Below are 21,481 nucleotides of genomic sequence, written 5' to 3' on the forward strand. Positions count from 1 at the left end.
GAGACCCGAGAGACACCGTCGAATTCGTCAAGCAGCAGCCCGGCAGCAAGGCCCCCGCGGGCTGGTTCACCGGCGACGCCTGGGGTGGGACGTCATCGCCTCCACGAGCTGTTCGTCGAGAATGACGATGCGGCAGACAGTCTCGATCGGGGTGCCTTTCTCGACGAGCTCGCGGGCCCTGGCGGCGATCCGGAGACAGCTTCAACCGGACGCGCACAAGGCCGTCCTCAGTGCGTGGGAGCGCCTGGACGCTCCGCTGACCGCTGCCGATGGGCGTAGAGATCGTCCTGACCTCTGGCTCCCCCTCGACGAGCGGAGGCCAGACAGCCAACCGAGCGGACAGGCCGCCTGAGCACGTCCCGTCACGTGTCCGGGCACCGCACGTGACCCTGATCGTCTTTCAGTCAGCACCGTTCGGGAGCTCGGTGGATTCGTGTGAGAACACAGTGCTCGGCGGAATTCAGGTACCCCGAACAGGCGGCGACCAGGGGCGTGAGGGTGGCGATCAGGAGCGTACTGACCTTGTAACGGGCGCCAGTTCGCCCTCGCGATGCCGGTGTTCGGCCTGGCAGAGTGGATGGGTAGGGCGCACCGTGGCGGGGGAGGCATGGCAGACATGACGGCGACTATCTCCGTGAAGATCGAGGGGCCGGTCGGGCTGGACGACCCGGCGGAACTCCTGGAAGAGCTCGGGCAGGCGACGGGGCTGGCCTGGCGGCTGGAGCCGGCCGGGCGGGACGGCACCCTCAACGGGAGTCTCGCCGAGACGATGCTGCAGGCCGTGCTCGGCGGTGCTGCCGGGGCCGCGGTGCAGGTCGCCACGCAACTGGCGATCGACAGCTGGCGGGGCCGGAGGCTCGACCCGCCGTCCGTCACCATCGTCGTCGTCCGGCCCCCACAGGCTCCGCAGCCCCCACAGCCCCCGCAGGACCCGGAGCCTCCGCAGGACCCACAGCCCCCGCACGATCCACAGCCCCCGCACGATCCACAGCCCCCGCAGCGCCCCGACGACTCCGACGGGAGCTGACGGGCATGGCATCCCGGGCGTTGGTGGTCGGGGTCGGGGCGTACGACGACGACTCCGGCATACACGGATATCCGACGATCGAGGCGAGCGCCCGCGCGTACGGGGCCGCGTTGGCCCGGGACCCGCGATGGGGCACCGCCGCCCGGTCCCCGGTGTTGGAGCCCCACCAGTCGCGGACCCCGGACGACGTGATGCGCGCCCTCCACGAGGCAGCCGCCGCCGCCGAGGGACCGGAGGACACCCTGCTCGTGGTGTACGTCGGGCACGGCGCGTACTGGCAGGACGTGCCGGGCGGCCAGGTCCACTTCGCGGTCGGCTCCTCCCGGATCAACGAGCCCTGGACATGGCTGTCCGCCTGGTACGTGTACCGGGCGATCAGGAAGAGCAAGGCCGGCCTCAAAGTGCTGATCGCGGACTGCTGTTACTCCAGCATGCTGCCCCACCTCGGCCCCGAGTCCGCCCTGCCCGGTGTGCTCGGCACCCGCTCCCAGGGCACCTGCGTGCTCACCGCGGTCGGCGGCAACGTCCACAACGCGTGGGCGGGCGCCTGCGCGAACCTTCCCCACCCTCTCGACGACTGCACGCCGTTCAGCGGCCACTTGCTGAACGTACTGGGGCAGGGCATGCCCGACCACCCCGACGACCTCACGCTCGGCGCGCTCCGCGCCGGCATCGACGAGGGCATGCAGGAGTGCGGCGTCCACCACACGCCGCGGATGCTGCTGAACGACGCGTCGGAGGCGGCTCAGCTGTTCACCAACCACGCGAAGGGCCGCCGCCCCCGGACGCGCGCACTGGACACGGTCGACGCGTGGGTCCGCGAACTCCTCCTCAACGGAGAGCGCAGCCTGCCCGATCTGATGCGCCGCCCGGGCCTCGCGGGCCGCGTGGTGGTGCGGTTGAAGGCTGGGGACGAGCAGAGCCGCGACCTGGCCCGCCGCGTCGACCGGAGAGCCGGCGAACTGCTGCCCGACCCGGTCGACTTCGTCAGGTACTGGGGTGAGATCGAACCCGCGATGCTGGGCGGCGGATGACCGGCACCAACAGCGCCGACGGCGCCAAAGCCGCCCGCCGCACGGAGCACTTGTTCCAGCTGGACCTGGCCGAGTCGCTCAACGAGGCGTACGCCTGGGTGACCCGGACTCAGGTCCGGCAGTTCGTACAGATCCTGCGCAGAATGCGGGAGGAGCACCGCGAGGCCATGGCCATGCGTGCCCTGCACGCCTTCGCTCTGCGCCGCCCGGTCGACGAACTGGTCGAACTCGCACACCACTTCGACCGGCGGGACGCGGTCATGCTGATGGCGACGGCGGCCCTGTCACGGCCCGTCGGGGAGGCCGCCGAGCTGGCCGTGATGCAGCAGGAGGCGGAGTCCCGCAGTGAGCGTGCCCCGATCACCGCGAGCATCGTGCACGACGTGGCCTGCCAGCGCACGGCGTTCGACGTGGCGGTGTTCGTGCGAGTTCTCGAGGAGCGGCAGTCGGCGCTCGCGAAGCGCACCGTGAAGGTGTTCGCGGGTTCCGGCTCCGGTCGCACCAACCTCGACAAGGCGCTGCTGCACACCGCGCTCCGCGACGAGGGCTGCCACCGTGAGGCCGACCGGCTGCTCGGGCTGACCTTGCGGGCGATCGCCGACAGCACGCCGGGTGCCGCCGGGGCGGGCGAGGAGGGCGAGGAGATCGCCGACCTGGCGGGCGCGTTCCAGCACCTCAGCCCGGCCGGGCGGGTACTGGAGTGTTGGGTCGAGGAGAGGCTGAACGCCTCGGACGCGACCGAGGTGGAGGGGACTCGGCAACTGGTGGCGAGGCTGATCGCCCGGCGTGGCGCCGGCCACGACGCCCTCGCCGAGCACATCGGCCGCACCGCGCTGCCCCGTCACGTGGTGAAGCTCTGCGCGCTGCTGGCGAAGGTCGAGGCGTCCCCCGCCAAGTGCGCGCTGGTGCGGAAATACGCGGCCGGGCACAAGAACGTCCAGGAGCTGGCCGTGCTCGTGGCGTCCTGGCACAAGGAGCCGGCCCTGACCCGCACCACCCGGGAACTGCTGACCGACATCGTGGCGGGCGCCGCCGACCCCGGCGTCGCTCCCCGCCCCCTGGAGGAGCTGATGCAGCTGGACGGTTGGCTGCGCGAGGCGGACGCCGACCCCGAGTGCTCCCGGCTGCTGCGCTACGCCGCCGCCGTACGGATCGAGGGACGCTCCGGTGCCGACCTGGTGGATCTGCTGGGCCGCGTCGAACGCAGCCGTGACCGGACCCGGGCCGCGCACACGGTGGGACGCCGACTGGCCATGGCCGTCATGCGTCCCGACGCGGACCGGGACCGGTTCGTGGGCTGCCTGGGCGCGCTGCACGACGCCAAGCACTTCGTCGCCGTACGCGCCGCCTCCCGTGAACTCTCCGATCCATCCCATGAGTTGAGGGTCGACGCCGCGCTGGTCGCCGATGTCGCGGGACGTCTGGACCGGGCCGAGCTGCACCAGGTGTCCTGGACTCTGCTCGAACGCTTCCTGGAGAACGAGCAGTTGGTGTCTCCGGCCGATGTCGTCGAGGTCGTCGGCCGGGTGCTGGACTTGCGGCTGCCGGACGCGGAGCTGCTGCTGAGGGCCACCGTGGGCCGGTGGTCGGACGTGGGGCACCGCGACGACGCGGTGGCCGAGCTACGGGCGGCCGGGCAGTGCGAGGCGGCCGACTGGGTCATCAAGTCCCTGCGCTGACGGGCGGCTTCGCCTCCGGCTCTTGACGGGGGGTGGGGAGGGTGGGGGTTACGGCCTCCATGTAGAGGCGGCAGGCCTGGACGAGCAGGGGGAATACGACGGCTGCGGACAGGGCGACGATCGGCAGCGTCACCAGGTCCACGTTGTCGTAGTGCTTCGCCAGGGCATCCCGCAGTCTTGTGCACAGCACGAGCACCGACAGGTGCGCGAGGAACAGCAGCACGGGCCGTACCGCGGGGTCGCGGGGTGTGGCGGCGAAGCGGGAGATGTGGTCCCGGGCGTCGTAGCGCCGCAACAGGCGCCCCACGAAAGGCAGGTCGAGGCGCGCGAGCCGCGGCAGGCCGAGCAGCAGGGCCGAGCCGATTCCCACGGCGGCCATGGCCTGCCACACGTCGTCCCATCCCGCCTCGTGGATCACCACGGCGATCGCGACGAACGCGGTGTAGGAGAGAGCCAGATGCACCATGTGGCGCGTTCTCCCGAACGTCGGCCGTTTCAGTGCCACCAGGACGACACCAGGCATGGCGTACACCACCAACGTCAGCACGCTGTTGAGGGCTACCAGTTTTCCCCAGTTGCCCTGCACCACGGCGAGCATCGTCAGGCCGATGACGAAGTTGACCAGGAGGATCATCCAGTACGCGTCGATCTCGGCACCCCGGAAGCGGAACGAGGCCCGGCGTGCCGTCTGCAGTCCCCGGTGGGTGAGGTGAGCGCGGCTCAGCGCGGCGACCTCACGGGTCAGCGCATGGGTGAAGACGATGCCGGCGCCCATGGGGGACAGCACCGCGTTCATGAAGATCAACCAGGCCAGCCACAGCATTCCAAGTCCCGTGGCGAACTGGGCGTACGGTGATTCGAGAATGTTCGTGTTGAGCCCGCCGCAGTGCTTGCCGAACACCCACTGCAGGGCCGTGTACAGCAGGAACGCGCCGACGAGGGTGCCGTACACCGCCCACCGCAGCCGAGCCGCCTCCCCGATGCCGCGCCGTTTGACGTTGCCGGCGGAGTCGAGCGGGGCCTGGAAACCGATGTACGCGTAGATGACGGCGCCGCCCAGTACCAGATGCAGCGGCAGGCGATCGCTCGGGCGCTCCGCGTCCCCCCTGAAGTACTTGGCGTCCTCTCTCGTGCAGTTCTCGATCTCGCCGAACTTGTCGAACCAGTCGAACCCGAGGAGGACGACGATCAGTATCGGGATCAGGACCTTCACCACGGTGACGTAGACGTTCAGCCTGATCAGCCGACGCGGCGGCAGCAGGTTGAGCGCCATGATCAGCGTCATGAACGCGACAGCGCACAGCCAGCCTGTGCCGGAGAGGTCGTAGGGCTGTGCCAGGGTCGAGGCCGTGAGTTCCTTGGCCTGTTCCAGGTCGTCCCCGTTCGCCATCAGCGAGGGAAACCAATACGCCAGCCCGCGGACCATGGCCGCCGCCTCGCTCGCCGGGTTCGCCGCGTAGGCGATCCACAGTCCGGCGGCAGCGACCGTGGCCAGGAGCGGCCCGGCGGCTTGCAGCGGGAGGAAGATCAGCCCGCCCGTCTTGGGGGCGGCGATTCCCAGTTCGACCATGACGGCGGCGATCAGCAGCATCAGCGCACCGCCGATGACCCACGCCCATATGGCGTTCTCGTCGGCCTCCCAGTAGACCTGAGCGGCGGCCAGCAACCACCCGGAGCCCACGACACCGCCGGCCGCGAGGCCCACGAGATCCAAGGTGGACAGCCGACGCCGCTCGTCCGCGTCCTCCAGCGAGCCCGCCCGTGCCCCGCCCCGGCTGCCCAGCCACCCCAACTTCTCCCCCTGTCACCGGAGTTCCGGTGGAAGAACGCTATCCGCGCGGGGACGAGGGAAACAGGGGACGCGCCGGTGATCCGGCGGGTCCAGAGACGAGGGCCGTGCCGCCTCGGGGGCGTCAGCGCTCTGGTGTGCCCGCCGGTGTGGAGCATCGCGCTCGGGTGATGCGTTGGATTCGTGTTCGTGGGGCGTCGATGATCCTGCGAAGGCCGAGGTGTACAGCTGACGGTCGGCGCGGGTGTAGTTCAGCGTGACGCTCTCGGCACCTGACGCTCCGGCGTAAGGCACCCGCGGTGAGCCGCAAGGAGTAGGTGCGCCCCTCGATGCCCCACTCGCCGGTCCGTGGCCTCAGCCCGGCGTCCATCGCCCGCAGGGTGGGCCGGCCGATGTGGGCGTAGACCAGCCGTCGCACCCCGTGCCGTACGGCCTGCTCGGCGACCGTGTGTGCGCTGGCATGGCCGCCCACGCCGCCCCGGAACCGTATCGGCCGGTCCCAGGAGGCGGCCTCGGCGAACATCAGGTCCGCCCGCGCGGCCCAGGTCGGGAACTCCCAGAACTCCGGCGCCCACACCACCGCAAGGCCGCCCGCCTCGATGCGGTAGCCGTACGCGGGATGCGAGGTGTGCGCCACCGGTCGGCACCGCACCCGCACCCGGCCCAGCTCCAGATCACCGGCCCGCAACCGGACGCACCGCGCGGCGGCCTGCCGGCGCAGGGCGGATCGCAGCTCGGCCTGCTCGTCGGTGACCAGCCAGGCGTCCAGCCGTCCGGGCGGCGGCTCGGCGCCGGGTCCGCCGTCAAAGGCCACGCGGTACCCGGCGCACCGCAGCAGCAGACCGGCGGGGGCGAACCGTGGCGAGTTCATCGCCCCCACGCCCAGCAGCGTCAGCCGCAGCCAACGGTTCATCGGCCGCTCCGGCTCCCGGGTGCGGGTGCGGTGGCGGGATGGATCAGTCTCAGCGCACCGTCGGGCTCCAGGTCGATGCCCGCGCCGCTGCCGATCCGGGTGAGGGTTGCCCGCAGCCAGGCGCGGTCCTCGTCCGTCGCGGGCTCCAGCCGCATCCGCCGACTGCGCAGGGGCACCATGCGCAGGCCGACGAGACGGCCGGTGTCCGCCTCCACCGAGACGAGGTGGGCCAGTCGAAGGTCGTCGCGGTACTCCTCGTAACCGGAGATCCCTTCGTAGTCGTCGATGAAGTCGCCGCAGCCGTAGAGGATCAGCCGGTCGCGGTACACCTCGACGGGGCGGGGATGGTGCGAGGAATGCCCGTGTACGACATCGACGCCGCCGTCTACCAGGGCGTGAGCGAAGCTGGTCTGATCCCGTGCGACGCGGTAGCCCCAGTTGGAGCCCCAGTGGACGGAGACGACCACGATGTCGCCCGGGCGCCTCGCCCGCCGCACGCGCTCGACCGTTGCGGCGGCGGTTTCGGCCGACGCGTCCGGGGCGTAGGCGACACCGGCCAGGTCCGCGGTCGCCGCCCAACTCTGCGGGACGCCGCTGGACGGCATCCCGAGGGCGAAGACCAGCACACGGCTGCCGTGGCCGAGGAGGATGACGGCGGGTGCGTACGCCTCGTCGGCGTCGCGTCCCGCGCCCGCGGTCCGCAGGCCCGCGCGGGCCAGTGAACCGAGCGTCTCGTGGAGGCCCGGGCGGCCGAAGTCCAGCACGTGGTTGTTGGCCAGGACGCAGACGTCGGGCCGGGCCGCCGCCAGGGCCGGGACGTTGGCCGGGTGCATCCGGTAGTGGATCCCCTTGCCCGCCGCGAACGTGTCACTGCGCGTGACGGCCGTCTCCAGATTGATGATCCTGGCGTCCGGCGCGGCCTCCTCCAGCACTCGCAGTGCGGCGCCCCAGGGCCACGAGGGGGCGACAGGCGCGGGAATCGGGCCGTTGACCGCCTCCACCGCCCGGACATAGGACCGGGCATCCTCGACGTAGTCCTCCCGCAGCACCGGATCGCCGGGGCGCGGGAGGATCTGGTCGACGCCGCGCCCGAGCATCACATCGCCGCACAGGAACAGCGTCACCGTGCCGCCCATACCCTCACTGTAGGTCCCGTACGGCCGTAGCGGTCAGCGGTCCCGGACGGCCGTAGCGTCCGGCGGTGCGGTCAGCGCCGCGCGGGCGTTCGAAGCGTCCACTTGGGCATCACGACCGTTCAGCGGGTAGGCGTCTCCCGGAGCGGACGGGCTGTCTCCCGGAGCAGACGGCTGCTGCGCCGGACGGAGCACGTGGCCTTGCGCCGCCGGAAGGCCGGGGCACAGGCTCGTTGTGTTCCGGCGCGACCTCGGTCCGCCCGTCTCGGGAAACTGCTCGGGAAACTGATGGAGGGATGTCCCATGGCGGTGTGCGAAGTATGCGGAAACGACTACGAGTTGGCTTTCGAGGTACGGGCTGCTGGAGCGGTCCATGTCTTCGACAGCCTGGAGTGCGCGGCCCAGCGAATGGCTCCGATCTGCGACAACTGCAGCTGCCGGATCCTGGGACACGGGCTGCAGGCGGACGGGGAGTTCTACTGCTGCGCCCACTGCGCACGGCAGAAGGGCCACGCCCAACTGGTCGACCACGGCTGAACTGCGGGCACCGGCTCGCCGACTGACTGACTGACTGACTGGCTGGCTGGCTGTCTGTCTGGCTGATTGACTGTCTGGCTATCGCGCGACGGCATGAACTCGGGGGCGCGTCAGCAGTCGACCCCGCCGCGCCCCTTCCCAGTCCGCCCGTCCGCCCGTCCGCCCGTCCAAGTCAAGCGGGTCGTCGACGGCATCGCCTGGGAGCGGCCACAGCCGGACGTACGTTCCTGGCCTTTAGGAGCGCGGCCAAGGGCGCCCGTCGCAACGCTCGATGTCGCGGTTCAGGCGGCTGAGCAGAGTGGCGAACTCAGCCACCTCCTCCGGCGACCAGTCGGCCATCACCTTCTCCAGTCCGTCGACGTTCTCGGCGCGATGCGCGGTCAGGCGGCGCTCGCCCTCGGCGGTGACGGCGAACTTGCGGGCGATTCTCCCGTCCGGATCGGGGATGCGCTCGACGATGCCGGAACGCAGCATGGCCGCGGTCTGCCGGTTGAGGGTGGACGCGTCCAGGCCGAAGGCGGTGCTGAGCCCGCCGATGGTCATCGGCCCCTCCGCCTGGAGGCGGCTGAGCAGGAGACAGGCACTGCGGTCGAGCCGCCCGCGGAGCCCCCGTGCGCGTGCGGTGAGCGGGTTCAGGTGGCGCCCGAGCAGCGTGGCCTCGAATTCGATCAGGTCTGTGGGCTTGGCGGACTTGGTGGGATTGTCGGGCTCTGCCGGCTTGTCCACGCGAGGGCTCCTTCGGCTCCTTGCTTGGCTTCCCGCTGGGGGAGCGACCTCCCGCACATACGTCCAGTGCGATGTGTATGATGCATGAGACTTGCATGATGCACATTCTATGTACGATGCAAGTCGACTGCATGAGGCAAGTCGGTTGCACGGTGCAAGTCAGTGCGTGGCGCAGCGCGCCATGGTCCGGAAGCACATGGGCGCCAGTACGTGAACGCCAAGCGCATGAGCGCGAACGCATGAGGGAGTACCCGTGGAAAGACCCAAGCTCGAAGGCCGCTCCGACGGTGTCGTCGGCATCCTCGCCTTCGCGGGCATCGTCGCCGCGATTACGCAGACCCTGGTGGTGCCGCTGATCGGTGAACTGCCGAGGCTGTTCGACACCAGCGCCTCGAACGCTTCGTGGGTCATCACCGCCACGCTGCTCGCGGCGGCCGTCATCACCCCCGTCGCCGGTCGCCTCGGTGACATGTACGGCAAGAAGCGCATGCTTCTGGTCTCCCTGGGGCCGCTCGTCCTCGGCTCCGTCGTCTGCGCCCTGTCCTCCTCGGTGGTCCCGATGATCGCCGGACGCGGTCTGCAGGGCCTCGGCATGGGCGTGGTGCCCCTCGGTATCAGCCTCCTGCGCGACGTCGTGCCGGCGGAGAAGCTCGGCTCGTCCATCGCGATCATGAGCGCGTCCATGGGCGTGGGTGGTGCGCTCGGCCTGCCGTTCGCCGCGGCGATCGCCGAGAACGCCAGCTGGCGCGTGCTGTTCTGGGTCGTCGCCGCCCTGGCCCTCGCCGTCGCCACCCTGATCTGGATCTTCGTACCCGCGGGCCATGAGAGCACCGCCAAGGGCGGCTTCGACCTGCTCGGTGCGTTCGGCCTTGGCGTCGCCCTGGTCTGCCTGCTCCTCGGCGTCTCCAAGGGTGCCGACTGGGGCTGGGGCAGCGGCAGCACGCTCGGACTGCTCGCCGCCGCGATCGTCCTGCTGCTGGTCTGGGGCTGGTGGGAGCTGCGTACCGCCGAGCCCCTGGTCGACCTGCGTGTGACTGCCCGTCCGCAGGTACTGATGACGAACGTGGCCTCGATCCTGATCGGGTTCGCGATGTACGCCCAGTCCCTCGTCGTGCCGCAGCTGCTCCAGCTGCCCAAGGCCACCGGCTACGGCCTGGGCCAGTCGATGCTGGCCATGGGCCTGTGGTTGGCCCCGGCGGGCCTGATGATGATGGTCATGTCGCCGATCGGCGCCAAGCTCTCCGCCGCCAAGGGCCCCAGGGTCACCCTGGCCGTCGGAGCCGCCGTCATCGCCCTCGGCTACGGCATCTCCCTGCCGATGATCGGCACCGGTTCCCTCTGGGGTCTGCTCGTCGTGACCATCGTCGCCAACACGGGTGTCGGCTTCGCCTACGGTGCGATGCCCGCCCTGATCATGGGCGCGGTTCCGCAGTCGGAGACCGCCTCGGCCAACAGCTTCAACACGCTGATGCGCTCCATCGGCAGCTCCGTCTCGGCCGCTGTGATGGCCGTGGTGCTCGCCCAGATGACCACGAACTTCGGCGGCTTCGCCCTGCCCTCCGAGGACGGTTTCCGCGTCGCCATGCTGATCGGCTGCGGCGTGGGCATCGCGGCAGCGATCGTCGCCTTCTTCATCCCGGTCCCGAAGCGGACCGCCGAGCCGGCGCCCGAGCCCGGCACGGCCCCGGACTCCGCTCCCGAGGTATCCGAGGTTCAGGTCAAGGCCTGATGGGAGCTGTCGGTCGTAGAGACTCGATGCCGTAGCCGCCAGTAGGTGAGCACTTTCGAGGCCGGAAGCAATCGACTTCTGAGGTCAGACCGTGCCCCTGCTGGTCGGCCGGAAGGCCAGACCGTTGACGGGATGGCGTGCCCGCCGGGCAGTGGGGCGGCCGTCTGTCTTGGTGCCCGCGGTCTCTCGGCGAGCCGGCAAGCTTTGTCCCGCCGAACCGCACCTGCCATGGATAATCACTCGACACATTGCAGATGCGAGACTGAGCGGCTTAATCTGTCGCATATGCAGTCCTACACCATCGGTCAGGCGGCACGCCTGCTGGGCGTCAGCCCCGACACCACGCGCCGCTGGGCGGACGCCGGCCGGGTCGCGACCCACCGTGACGAGGGCGGCCGTCGCCTCATCGACGGCCGGGACCTGGCAGCCTTCTCCGTCGAGCTCGCACAGAGCGGCACGGGTGGTACCAGCGGCTCCGGCGGCTCCGGCGAGGAGGAAACCCCGTACACCTCGGCCCGTAACGCGTTCCCCGGCATCGTCACCGCCATCAAGCTCGGCGACGTCGCGGCCCAGGTGGACATCCAGGCGGGCCCGCACCGGCTGGTCTCCCTGCTGACCCGGGAGGCCGTCGAGGAACTGGGCCTGGAGGTCGGTATGCGGGCCACCGCCCGCGTGAAGTCGACCAACGTGCACATCGACCGCACCTGACCGACCGGCCGGCCGCATCCCAGGAGCCCCACGCCATGCCCGACCCCATGCTTCACGCCACGCCCCACCCGGTGACCCGCCTCATCACCCGGCGCCGCGCAGCCGCCGCTGCCCTGACCACCGTCCTGCTCGTGTCGCTCGCGGCCTGCGGTGACGACGACGGCGGCGCGGACGGTGGCGCGGAGGCCGCCGGTACTTCGAAGACCGAGCTGACCGTGCTGGCCGCGGCCTCGCTGACCGATGTGTTCAAGACCGCGGGTGCGGCGTACGAGAAGGAGCACCCGGGGACGAAGGTGACCTTCTCCTTCGCCGGGTCCCAGGAACTGGCCGCCCAGGTCAAGCAGGGTGCCCCCGCCGACGCGCTCGTCACCGCCGACACCAGGACCATGGACGGGCTCGGGTCCGACACCGGCACCCCGACCGTCATCGCGAAGAACCGCCTGGTCATCGTCACCGACAAGGGCAACCCGGAGAAGATCGAAAGCCTCGAGGACCTCGCCGACACCAAGCTGAAGGTCGTGCTCGCGGCCCCCGAGGTCCCGGTCGGCCGCTACAGCGAGCAGGTCCTCGACACCCAGGGGATCACCGTGAAGCCGGTTTCCGAGGAGGCCAGCGTCCGGGCGGTGCTCAGCAAGGTCGAGCTCGGCGAGGCGGACGCGGGCATCGTCTACAAGACCGACGCGGCCACGGCGACCGACAAGGTCGACACCGTCACGATCCCCGACGACCAGAACGCCATCGCCTCCTACCCGGCGGCGACCCTCAAGGAGTCCGGCCACTCCGCGGCGGCCAAGGCCTTCGTGACCTGGCTGTCCACGGAAGAGGCCCAGAAGATCCTGCGTGACGCGGGTTTCGAGAAGCCGTAAAGGCGTAACGGATCGAGAGGCCGTAACGGATCATGAAAGGCGTACGCCCCAGCGAGCCGAACCACGAAACCAGGCGCTCCCGTGGCCCGCGTGGCTCCCGCTCCCATGACCCCCATGAACCCCGTGGCCTCCGTACGCCCATGCCGCTGGCCCTCCCCGCCCTGCTCGGCATCGCCTTCCTGGTGCTCCCGCTGGCCGGCATCCTGGCCCGCACCAGCTGGGGCGAGCTCGGCGACCATCTGACCAGCCCCGGCACCAGTCAGGCGCTGAAGCTGTCGCTGGTGGTCTCCTTCTGGTCGCTCGGGCTGTCCCTCGTACTCGGCGTCCCGCTGGCCTGGCTGCTCGCCCGGGTGCCGTTCCCCGGCAAGGCACTGGTCCGCTCGCTGGTGCTGCTGCCGATGGTGCTGCCGCCCACCGTCGGCGGTGTCGCGCTGCTGCTCGCGTTCGGCCGGCGTGGGCTGCTCGGGCCCTGGCTGGACGACACCTTCGGCATCACGTTGCCGTTCCACACCTCGGGCGCGGTCCTCGCCGCGACCTTCGTCGCGATGCCCTTCCTGGTGATCAGCCTCGAGGGGGCGATCGCGGGGCTGCGGCCGAGTTACGAGGAGACCGCGGCCTCCCTGGGCGCCTCGCCCGTACGGGTCTTCGCGACGGTCACGCTGCCCATGGTGGCCCCGGGCCTGATCGCCGGCGCCGCGCTCACCTGGGCCCGTGCCCTCGGCGAGTTCGGCGCCACCATCACCTTCGCGGGCAACCTTCCGGGCACCACCCAGACCCTGCCCCTCCAGGTCTATCTGCTCCTCCAGGAGAACCCGGAGGCCGCCACCTCCGTCTCCCTCCTCCTGCTCGCCATCGCCATGGCGGTCCTCGTCGCCCTGCGCGGCCGCTTCACGGGGACACCGGGCGGCAGGCGCTTGTACGCGGTACCCAAGTCCCCTGCGGAGGACGGCAGTTCACCGGCGCCCGTCAGTACGGAACCGGCCGTCCCCGACAGCGACAGCGAACCCTGGTCCCTGCACGCCGAGGTCTCCGGCTTCAACCAGCTCGTCCTGGACGCCGAACCGGGCACCACGATCGCCGTGGTCGGCCCCAACGGAGCGGGAAAGACCACCCTGTTGCGGGCGCTGCTGGGCCTCACCACGCGCGCGCACGCCAGTCTCCGCCTCGGTGAGAACGACGTCACCGGCCTGCCCCCGCACCGCCGCGGGGTCGCCTGGGTCCCGCAGGACGGCGCCCTCTTCCCGCACCTCACCGCGCTCGCCAACACCGCGTACGGACTCCGGGCCCAGGGCGTGCGCAGGGCCGAGGCCCGGACGGTCGCCCAGGAGTGGCTCGACCGGCTCGGCGTCGGTCATCTCGCGCACCGCAAACCGGCCCAGGTCTCCGGCGGCCAGGCCCAACGCGTCGCTCTGGCAAGGGCGTTGGCGGCCCGGCCCCGGCTCCTGCTCCTCGACGAACCCCTCGCCGCACTCGACCAGACGACCCGCGCCCAGGTACGCCACACTCTGCGCCGCCACCTCGACGGCTTCGGCGGAGTCTGCCTGATCGTCACGCACGACCCGGTCGAGGCCGTGTCCCTGGCCGACCGCGTCCTCGTACTCGACGACGGCCGTACACTCCAGGACGCCACCCCCACCGAAGTCACCCGCCACCCCCGCTCGCCCTGGGTGGCCCGCATGCTCGGCCGCAATGCCTGGCCCGGCACGGCCATCGCAGGGGGACTTCAACTCGCCGAAGGCAACGGCCAGTTGGTGATCGCGGACCCGCTGCCCGAGGGCACCGAGGCCCTGGCGATCATCGCCCCGGAGGCCGTCTCCGTACACCGGGACAAGCCCGGCGGCAGCCCCCGCAACGTATGGCCGGGCACCGTACGGGAGATCACCGCCTCGGGCAGCCGGCTGCGCGTCCTGATCACCTCGGACCGGGCGCCCGACCTGGTCGCCGAGATCACTCCGCAGGCCGCCGCCGAACTCGGACTGGCCGACGGCACCGCGGTATGGACGAGCGTGAAGGCAACGGAGACGACGGTGGTGACTCTCTGAAACCGGCGTGACCCTCTGAAACCGGCTTGACCCTCCGAAACGGGCGTGACTCTCTGAGAAGGGCCTGCCCCTTGGAGAAGGGGCCCCTCTCAGCGGTCGATATCAGTTGAGTGGTCGAGATCAGTACACGTCCCGGACGTATCGCTTCTCCGCGGCGAGCTGCTTGACGTACGCGGCGGCCTCGGTCTCGCCCAGGCCGCCGTGCGCGACGGCGATGTCCCGCAGCGCCCGGTCGACGTCCTTCGCCATGCGGGAGGCGTCTCCGCAGACGTAGAAGCGGGCGCCGGTCTGGAGCCAGGACCACAGTTCGGGCCCGTGCTCGCGCATCCGGTCCTGGACGTAGACCTTGGCGCGCTGGTCGCGGGAGAACGCCGTGTCCAGGCGGGTGAGGGTGCCGTCGTCGAGGAAGCCGGTCAGCTCGTCCTCGTAGTAGAAGTCGGTGGCCCGGTGCTGCTCGCCGAAGAGCAGCCAGTTGGGCGCGCGGTGGCCGAGCGCCCGCCGCTCGTCGAGGAAGCCGACGAACGGTGCCACTCCAGTGCCGGGCCCGACCATCACCATCGGTGTCGCCGGGTCCGCCGGCGGCCTGAAGTGCGGGGAGCGCTGCACGAACACCGGCACCGGAGTGTCCTGTTCGGCGTCGGCGAGGAAGGGCGAGCAGACGCCGCCGCGTGCCCGTCCGCCGAGGTTTTCGTACCGCACGACGGAGACCGTCAGCGACACGAGACGCGGGTCGACGAGCGGGCTCGACGATATGGAGTACAGGCGGGGCTGCAGCGGCTTGAGGATCCCGGCCCATTCCTGGGCGCTCGCCCGCACAGGGTGTTCGGCGATCACGTCGACGGCCTGCCGTCCCCAACTCCACTTCGCGAGCCCGTCCTTGTTGTCCGGACGCATCAGCCTCTTCAACTCCCGGTTGTCACCGGTGCGTTCGGCGACGAAACGGAGCAGGTCCGAGGTGATTCTGGTGATGTCGAGATGCCGTCCCAGCGCCTCGGCGAGGGAGGTCTCGCCGACTCCGTTCACTTCCAGAGTGGTCGAGGCGTCCAGTCCGGTCACCTCCAGCCATTCCCGCACCAGAGCGGGGGAGTTGACCGGTCGCACGCCGAGCGCGTCCCCGGCCTCGTAGGTCAGCGGCGTCTCACTCTCTCGCGTGTCGAAGGTGAACCGGCGGACCTCCTTGCCCGCGCCGGGCAGGCTGAGCAGCCGGTTGCCGGTGAGCCGGGCGGTGACGGGGGCGGGCTTCCTCTGCCTGGGAGTGCTCGGGGCGTTCGGCGCATTCGGAGTGCTCGGGGCGTTCGGAGCGCTCAGGGCGTTCGGAGCGGGCTGCGCGGCGGGTGTCCGGTCGGGGGCCTCGCCGGGGGCGAGGGCGGTGAGCACCTGGTCGAGCCAGGCCTCGGCCGATGGCTCGAAGTCCGGCTCGCAGTCCGTCCGCGGAGCGAGCCGGACGGCCCCCAACTCGTCCAGCCGCTGGTCGAGTCGGCGGCCGTGTCCACAGAAGTCGTCGTACGAGGAGTCGCCGAGGGCCAGTACGGCATAGCGCACCCCGTCCATGCGCGGCGACTCGGACGTGTCCAGCGCCGCCCAGAAACCGGAGCCGTTGTCGGGCGCGTCGCCGTCGCCGAACGTGCTGGTGATCAGCAGCAGGTCCGCGCCCGGCGGCAGCGCGCGCGGGTCGGCGTCGTCCATGCCGACGAGCGTCGCCCGGTGCCCGGTCGCGGCGAGGCGCTCGGCGGCCGCGGTCGCGAACTCCTCGGCGTTGCCGGTCTGCGAGGCCCAGAGGACGACGACTTCGCGCAGAGGAGTGGCCGGGGTCGGGGCCGGGACCTGCGGGGTGTCGCCCGCGCGGGAGTACATCCCGGCGAGGACACCGTTCACCCACAGAGCGTGGTCGGGGTCGAACGGAGCGTCCGGCGGCAGTACCGGCACGCCGGGGGCGCCCGCGGGAAGCCCGGCGAGAAAGCCGGTGAGGTACTGCCGTTCGTGGGCGCTGAGAACGGGCGGCGGGGTGGGCTCAAGGCCGAAGACGTTCCCCGCCGGGCTCTGGGTGACAGCCGTCGGTGTGATCGCGTCAACGAGCTTCGACTCCATCGGAGCCGAAGCCGAAGCCGAAGCCGGAGCCGGAGCCGGTCCCGCGACCCTCGCCAACGCCACCGCGCACACCTTCAACTCCGGCTGGAACGACACCGGATCCACCGCGTCACTGGTCACCGCGTTGACGCTCAGATACTCCCCGAACAGATCGTTCCAGTGGAACGGAGCGAAGAGACACCCGGGCTGAACCCGGTCGGTCACCACCACGGGCAGCACGGCCCGCCCCCGCCGCGAGGCGACCTCGACCCGGTCGCCGTCGGCCACCCCGAGTTCGGCGGCGTCCTGCGGGTGCACCTCCACGAACGGCCCGGGATTGAGCTTGTTGAGCTTGGCGACCTTCCCCGTCTTGGTCAGCGTGTGCCACTGGTGCTGAAGCCGTCCGGTGTTCAGTACGAAGGGAAAGTCGTCGTCGGGCATCTCAGCGGCGGGCATGTGCGGCCGAGCATGGAACACGGCCCGCCCGCCGGCCGTGGGAAACACCGGCCCCCTGTCCGCCGCGTCCCCGACCCCGGAGTCCACGTACCGGATCGGATTCCGGTCGGGCCCGTCCTCCCGCGCGGCGGGCCACTGCACGGAGACGTCCCGCAGCCGCTCGTACGTCACACCCCGCAGATCCCACCCGGTCTTCGGATTCCACGCGCGCTTGATCTCCTCGAAGACCTCTTCCGCGCTCTCGTACGAGAACCCCTTCTCGTACCCCATCGCGCAGGCCACCCGCGCGATCAGCTGCCAGTCCGCGAGCGCCTCGCCGGGCGGTTCCACGGCGGGCCGTGCGAGCGTGAGGTTGCGCTCGCTGTTGATGAGGACACCCTCGGTCTCGGTCCACATCGCGCCGGGGAGCACGACATCGGCGTACGCGTTGGTCTCGGTCTCGGCGAAGACGTCCTGTGTGACGACGAACTCGGCCGCCTCGAGCCCTTCGATCACCGTCTTGCGATTGGCCACCGAGGCGACGGGATTGGTGCAGATGATCCAGCAGGCCTTGATCTCGCCGTCCGCCATCTTCTGGAACATCTCGACCGTGCCCTGCCCGACCCCGTCCTTGCGGAGGGTCTGGGGCGGCAGCTCCCACAGCTCCTCGACGAAGGCCCGCTCGTCGTCGACGAGAACGGACCGCTGCCCTGGCAGACCGGGGCCCATGTACCCCATCTCACGACCGCCCATGGCATTGGGCTGCCCGGTCAACGAGAAGGGGCCGGACCCCGGGCGGCAGATCGCTCCGGTCGCGAGATGCAGGTTGACCAGGGCGTTCGTGTTCCAGGTGCCGTGCGTGGACTGGTTGAGGCCCATGGTCCACAGGCTCATCCACTCACCCGCTCGGCCGATCAGCTGCGCGGCCTCACGGATGTCGGCCTCCGGGATGCCGGTGATCTCGGCGGCGGCGGCGGGCGCGTAGTCGGCGAGGAAGCCCGGCATCGCCTCCCAGCCCTCGGTGTGGGCGGCGATGAAGTCGGGATCCGTGTGCCCGTTCTCGTGGAGCAGATACAGCAGCCCGTTCAGCAGGGCCAGGTCCGTTCCCGGCTTGATCTTCATGAACAGATCGGCCTTGTCGGCGGTCGCCGTGCGCCGCGGATCGACGACGATCACCTTCGCGCCCGCCGTCTTGACCCGGTCCATCATCCGCAGGAACAGAATCGGATGGCAGTCCGCCATGTTCGAGCCGATGACGAGGAAGACGTCCGCCTTCTCGAAGTCCTGGTACGAGCCGGGCGGACCGTCGGCGCCCAGCGACAGCTTGTATCCGGCGCCCGCGCTCGCCATGCACAGCCGGGAGTTGGACTCGATCTGATTAGTCCGTACGAAGCCCTTGGCCAGCTTGTTCGCCAGGTACTGGGCCTCCAGGCTCATCTGTCCGGAGACATAGAAGGCGAAGGCGTCCGGGCCGTACTCATCGATGATCGCCCGCAGCCGCCGCGCGGTCTCGGCGATCGCCGCGTCCACGGACGCGGGCACCGGCTCCTCCCCGCGGTCGTCCCGTACGAGAGCGGTGGACAGCCGCCCCGGAGCGGCGAGCATGTCGGCAGTGGTCGCACCCTTGGTGCACAGCCGGCCGAAGTTCGCGGGGTGCGCCTTGTCCCCGGACGCCTTCAGGACCGTACGCCGCCCGTCGGGCCCCATCCCGATGTCCAGGACCATTCCGCAGCCCACGCCGCAGTACGAGCAGACCGTGCGCACCTGCGTCGTGGGGGTGGTCGTGGTCACGCGCTGCCTTTCTCCGGCCTTCTCCGAGCGTCTCCTCCGAACGGAACCTCGGTCCGTGAGCGTACGAATTGCCCGTTACGCCTGTGTCACGCGACGCGATCATGAGGCGTTACACCCGTCACACAGCCGCCGCCGAGGCGCTGTGAGGGAGCCCCAAGGTGATTCTGAGATACACGATCGGGTTTGCGGTCCGTGTCGCTATTGGGCCGAACGGGTGACCATGCGCAAGAATTGGCCGGTGCAGGCAATCAGTGCGAGTCAGGTCGGGGGGAGCCGGTGAACAGCCACGACGTCACCGATGAACAGTGGGAAGGGCTCGCCCAGGTCGTACCGCTGCGAGGCCGTGATGCCTGGCCGTCGGCGGTCGACCACCGGTCGATCCCCGAGGCGGAGACCGAGGCGCGGCGCCGTTTCATGGTGCTCAGGATCAACGTCTTCGCGGACGCCCGCGAGGTCGCCGAGACCCTGATGGCCGGCATCCCGGTCCTTCTCGACCTCACCGGCGCGGAGACGGACGTCGCCAAGCGTGTACTCGACTTCAGCACGGGCGTCGTCTTCGGCCTCGCGAGCGGGATGCACCGGGTCGACCGGAACGTGTTCCTTCTCACGCCGCCGGGCACCGAGGTGCGGGGCCTGATGGAGGGGGCGGGGATTCCCGGGGCCTGACCGACCTTCCGACTCCTGGGTTCGATCCCTGGTCCGATCCCTGGGTCGGATCCCGGGTCGGATCCCTCGATCGTAGGAAGGTCTCCCGGGTGAAACGGTTCGGCCCGAGGGGGAGTCCTACCTTCCGGATATGACTCCGGATATGACCGCGTCATCTCTCGGGACCTGCGAGGAGACCGAGGCACGTCCGGACCGGCCGAGCGTCACCGAACTGCGGCTCTCCGCGTTCGCCGCGCACCGCCGCGCCGCGTTCCCACTCGGGCCGCTCAGCCTCTTCGCCGGGCCCAGCGGCAGCGGCAAGTCGAGTGCCCTGCGGGCGTACGAGGCACTGGCCCGGCTGGGCGGCGGCGCCGAGCTGGGCGAGGTGTTCCGGGACCCGGTCGCCTGCGTGCCGCAGCGGGCCCGGCCCGACGCCCAGCGGCGGCGCGGCTTCCGCATCGGCTGCACGGTGGACGGCCCGGAGGGCCCCGTACGACTCGATGTCGCCGTGCAGGCCGAACCCGAACTGCGCATCGTGGGCGAGCGGTTGACGACGGGCGGGCGGACGCTGCTGGAGACGGCCCTGCGTGACCCGAGCCGGCGTGCCGTCCAGGCGGCCTGGCACACGGGGGGCTCGTCCCCGGTGACCCGGGCCCCGCTCCCGGACGACCGGCTCGGCACCGCGCTCCTTCCGCTGCGCGTCGCCGGCAAGACCGACGGCCAGCGCCAAGTCCTCGCCGCCGCCGAGCAGATGGTGGTCGCCCTGCGGTCCGTCTTCACCTGTGACCCGCAGCCCCGCTCCATGCGCACCGCCGTGCCGCTCGGCGCGGGACGGCTGCTGAGCGGCTGCGACAACCTCGCCGAAGTGCTGTGGCGTACCCGGTCGGAGTGCGGACGCCGACACGCGCTCCTGGTCGACGCTGTGCGCGCGGGGTGCGTGGGTCCGGTCCACGACGTGCTGGCCGAGCGGTCGGCCGACGGGATGGCCGGAACGGTACGGGCGGTGCTCGACCGGGGTGACGGGCCGCGTACGCCTCTCGGGCTGCTGGGGGACGGGGAATTGAGGTATCTCGCGCTGGCCCTGGTGCTGCTCACGGGTCCTGGTGTGCTGGAGGTCGACCCGGCCGGGGAGGTGCCCGCGGCGTTGCAGACGCTGACCGTGCTCGCCGACGGGTTCGACCGCGATCTGGACGCACGACAGCGGGAGGGGCTCGTACGCCTGGCGGCGCGGATGTGCGAGCGCGGGCACATCCGGCTGGTGGGGGCCGTGAGTGACGCGTCCTGGGCGGCGGGAGTGGGCGGGGTGACGGTGGTAGACCTGGAGCCGTGACTGAACTTGATGTGGCGACGCTGCAGCGCAGGCTGGCCGAGTTCGCGGCCGCACGGAACTGGCAGCCCTATCACACGCCCAAGAACCTCGTCGCCGCGCTCAGTGTCGAGGCGTCCGAACTCGTCGAGATCTTCCAGTGGTTGACGCCCGAGGAGTCGGCCCGAGTGATGGACGACCCGAAGAGAGCGCCCCGCGTGACGGACGAAGTCGCGGACGTGCTGGCCTACTTGCTGCAGCTGTGCGAGGTGCTCGGTATCGATCCGCTGGCGGCGCTCGACGCGAAGATCGACCGGAATGAACGAAGGTTTCCGGTGGGGGAGGAGTCCTGACCGTCCCTGGAAGCACTCTGAGCCTTCCGGAAGAGGACTTCGGAACCCAGCTTGTCACTCTCCGGAGTCATGGATCTGTCCCCATCCAATTCATTGTCCACAGATTTCAGGCTTCCTCTGGCTTTTCGTCCCGAGGCACTTCACTCTGGGTAGTGGACAGGCGGAGTTCGGGCAGGCGTGTGAAGAGCGCGTCGGGACAGACGGGGGCAGCGCATGGACGCGGTGCGGCTCATCGGCGCGAGCAGGGGTTCCCTGGCCGGGAGCAGTGATGCTGCCGGGATCATGGCGGAGGCCTGGCAGGTGCAGGCCCTCGCCCAGGCGATAGGCAGCTACGTGGCGGTCTCCGGGCCTCCCGAACTGCGCGGCGAGGCGCTGGGGTTGACCGAGCTGGCCGGTCGGGGCTGCGGGGTTCTGGACGCGCCTTTACTCGACGCGGGGAGCTTACGCGCGGCCCAGCTCACCGAACTCGGCGATGCCCGCCGGGCCCTTTTCGACCTCGGCAACCTCCTCGGCGAGGTCGGCATCGCGCTCGTCGGGATCGCCTCCGCGTCGGACGACGAGGGGACGTACTGGCAGTGCATGGAAGCCATCGACGCGGCGGACGAGTCCCGGGACCGGGTGCTGGAGATGCTGCGAAGACTCGCGGTGCGGGATCAGGGGGCGGCGGCGGGGTAGCGGGGGGCGGGGGGGGGGGGGGGGGG

Annotated in this window: 17 protein-coding genes and 1 pseudogene; 12 read left to right on the plus strand and 6 right to left on the minus strand. The window is 70.6% G+C overall.

What is annotated here, in order from left to right; all coding sequences use genetic code 11:
* Nucleotides 1-66: 66 nt before the first annotated feature.
* A pseudogene (locus ACTWQR_RS43595) lies at nt 67-195 on the minus strand (MerR family DNA-binding transcriptional regulator); the annotation flags it as partial.
* A 421-nt stretch (nt 196-616) separates the two neighbouring features.
* On the opposite strand from ACTWQR_RS43595, the gene ACTWQR_RS43600 reads away from it, so the two are divergent.
* The 3 genes from ACTWQR_RS43600 to ACTWQR_RS43610 are packed head-to-tail and all read left to right on the plus strand — an operon-like array spanning nt 617 to nt 3,740.
* The gene (locus ACTWQR_RS43600) at nt 617-1,027 is read left to right on the plus strand and encodes a hypothetical protein (RefSeq protein WP_443232833.1); all 411 of its coding nucleotides are present in this window, start codon (nt 617-619) and stop codon (nt 1,025-1,027) included.
* Nucleotides 1,028-1,032: 5 nt separating this feature from the next.
* A complete protein-coding gene (locus ACTWQR_RS43605) occupies nt 1,033-2,061 on the plus strand; it encodes a hypothetical protein (protein ID WP_443232834.1) in 1,029 nt (342 codons plus the stop codon).
* On the plus strand, nt 2,058-3,740 hold the full coding sequence (locus ACTWQR_RS43610; RefSeq protein ID WP_443232835.1) for a hypothetical protein: 1,683 nt from the start codon (nt 2,058-2,060) through the stop codon (nt 3,738-3,740). Before ACTWQR_RS43605 ends, ACTWQR_RS43610 begins: the two co-directional genes overlap by 4 nt.
* Here ACTWQR_RS43610 and ACTWQR_RS43615 read toward each other — a convergent pair.
* The 3 genes from ACTWQR_RS43615 to ACTWQR_RS43625 all read right to left on the minus strand — a co-directional run bounded on the left by ACTWQR_RS43615 (nt 3,724) and on the right by ACTWQR_RS43625 (nt 7,578).
* Nucleotides 3,724-5,532 (minus strand): APC family permease, encoded by a 1,809-nt coding sequence (locus ACTWQR_RS43615; protein WP_443232836.1) that lies wholly within the window; start codon nt 5,530-5,532, stop codon nt 3,724-3,726. The genes ACTWQR_RS43610 and ACTWQR_RS43615 overlap by 17 nt on opposite strands.
* Before the next feature lie 121 nt (nt 5,533-5,653).
* Nucleotides 5,654-6,442, minus strand: coding sequence for a hypothetical protein (locus tag ACTWQR_RS43620; RefSeq protein WP_443232837.1), 789 nt, complete (start codon nt 6,440-6,442; stop codon nt 5,654-5,656).
* Nucleotides 6,439-7,578, minus strand: coding sequence for a CapA family protein (locus ACTWQR_RS43625; RefSeq protein ID WP_443232838.1), 1,140 nt, complete (start codon nt 7,576-7,578; stop codon nt 6,439-6,441). The genes ACTWQR_RS43620 and ACTWQR_RS43625 overlap by 4 nt, the downstream gene beginning before the upstream one ends.
* 300 nt (nt 7,579-7,878) lie before the next feature.
* On the opposite strand from ACTWQR_RS43625, the gene ACTWQR_RS43630 reads away from it, so the two are divergent.
* The gene (locus ACTWQR_RS43630; RefSeq protein ID WP_443232839.1) at nt 7,879-8,112 is read left to right on the plus strand and encodes a hypothetical protein; all 234 of its coding nucleotides are present in this window, start codon (nt 7,879-7,881) and stop codon (nt 8,110-8,112) included.
* A gap of 234 nt (nt 8,113-8,346) precedes the next feature.
* Here the strand turns inward: ACTWQR_RS43630 and ACTWQR_RS43635 are convergent, their stop codons facing one another.
* Nucleotides 8,347-8,838 (minus strand): MarR family winged helix-turn-helix transcriptional regulator, encoded by a 492-nt coding sequence (locus ACTWQR_RS43635; protein WP_443232840.1) that lies wholly within the window; start codon nt 8,836-8,838, stop codon nt 8,347-8,349.
* Nucleotides 8,839-9,091: 253 nt separating this feature from the next.
* Between ACTWQR_RS43635 and ACTWQR_RS43640 the strand changes: the two genes are divergently transcribed.
* The 4 genes from ACTWQR_RS43640 (at nt 9,092) to ACTWQR_RS43655 (ending at nt 14,183) form a co-directional block, all read left to right on the plus strand.
* Entirely contained in the window at nt 9,092-10,567 is a 1,476-nt protein-coding gene (locus tag ACTWQR_RS43640; RefSeq protein ID WP_443232841.1) for an MFS transporter, read from the plus strand.
* A gap of 285 nt (nt 10,568-10,852) precedes the next feature.
* Nucleotides 10,853-11,275 (plus strand): TOBE domain-containing protein, encoded by a 423-nt coding sequence (locus ACTWQR_RS43645; RefSeq protein ID WP_443232842.1) that lies wholly within the window; start codon nt 10,853-10,855, stop codon nt 11,273-11,275.
* 35 nt (nt 11,276-11,310) lie between these two features.
* Nucleotides 11,311-12,141 carry a molybdate ABC transporter substrate-binding protein gene (gene modA, locus ACTWQR_RS43650; RefSeq protein WP_443232843.1) on the plus strand — a complete coding sequence of 277 codons (831 nt, stop codon included), beginning with the start codon at nt 11,311-11,313 and terminating at the stop codon, nt 12,139-12,141.
* A gap of 140 nt (nt 12,142-12,281) precedes the next feature.
* Nucleotides 12,282-14,183 (plus strand): ABC transporter permease, encoded by a 1,902-nt coding sequence (locus ACTWQR_RS43655; RefSeq protein WP_443232844.1) that lies wholly within the window; start codon nt 12,282-12,284, stop codon nt 14,181-14,183.
* A gap of 120 nt (nt 14,184-14,303) precedes the next feature.
* On the opposite strand, the gene ACTWQR_RS43660 is transcribed toward ACTWQR_RS43655, so the two are convergent.
* On the minus strand, nt 14,304-18,410 hold the full coding sequence (locus ACTWQR_RS43660; RefSeq protein WP_443232850.1) for a molybdopterin-dependent oxidoreductase: 4,107 nt from the start codon (nt 18,408-18,410) through the stop codon (nt 14,304-14,306).
* A gap of 342 nt (nt 18,411-18,752) precedes the next feature.
* Here ACTWQR_RS43660 and ACTWQR_RS43665 point away from each other — a divergent pair, with 342 nt between their 5' ends.
* The 4 genes from ACTWQR_RS43665 to ACTWQR_RS43680 all read left to right on the plus strand — a co-directional run bounded on the left by ACTWQR_RS43665 (nt 18,753) and on the right by ACTWQR_RS43680 (nt 21,455).
* On the plus strand, nt 18,753-19,142 hold the full coding sequence (locus tag ACTWQR_RS43665; RefSeq protein WP_443232845.1) for a cell division protein SepF: 390 nt from the start codon (nt 18,753-18,755) through the stop codon (nt 19,140-19,142).
* A 142-nt stretch (nt 19,143-19,284) separates the two neighbouring features.
* Nucleotides 19,285-20,451 carry an ATP-binding protein gene (locus tag ACTWQR_RS43670; RefSeq protein ID WP_443232846.1) on the plus strand — a complete coding sequence of 389 codons (1,167 nt, stop codon included), beginning with the start codon at nt 19,285-19,287 and terminating at the stop codon, nt 20,449-20,451.
* Nucleotides 20,448-20,780 carry a nucleotide pyrophosphohydrolase gene (locus tag ACTWQR_RS43675; protein ID WP_443232847.1) on the plus strand — a complete coding sequence of 111 codons (333 nt, stop codon included), beginning with the start codon at nt 20,448-20,450 and terminating at the stop codon, nt 20,778-20,780. The genes ACTWQR_RS43670 and ACTWQR_RS43675 overlap by 4 nt, the downstream gene beginning before the upstream one ends.
* A 213-nt stretch (nt 20,781-20,993) precedes the next feature.
* A complete protein-coding gene (locus ACTWQR_RS43680) occupies nt 20,994-21,455 on the plus strand; it encodes a DUF6099 family protein (RefSeq protein WP_443232848.1) in 462 nt (153 codons plus the stop codon).
* Nucleotides 21,456-21,481 lie beyond the last annotated feature (26 nt).

It is taken from the genome of Streptomyces sp. 2A115, assembly GCF_052245575.1.
In the GTDB taxonomy this organism is placed as follows: domain Bacteria; phylum Actinomycetota; class Actinomycetes; order Streptomycetales; family Streptomycetaceae; genus Streptomyces.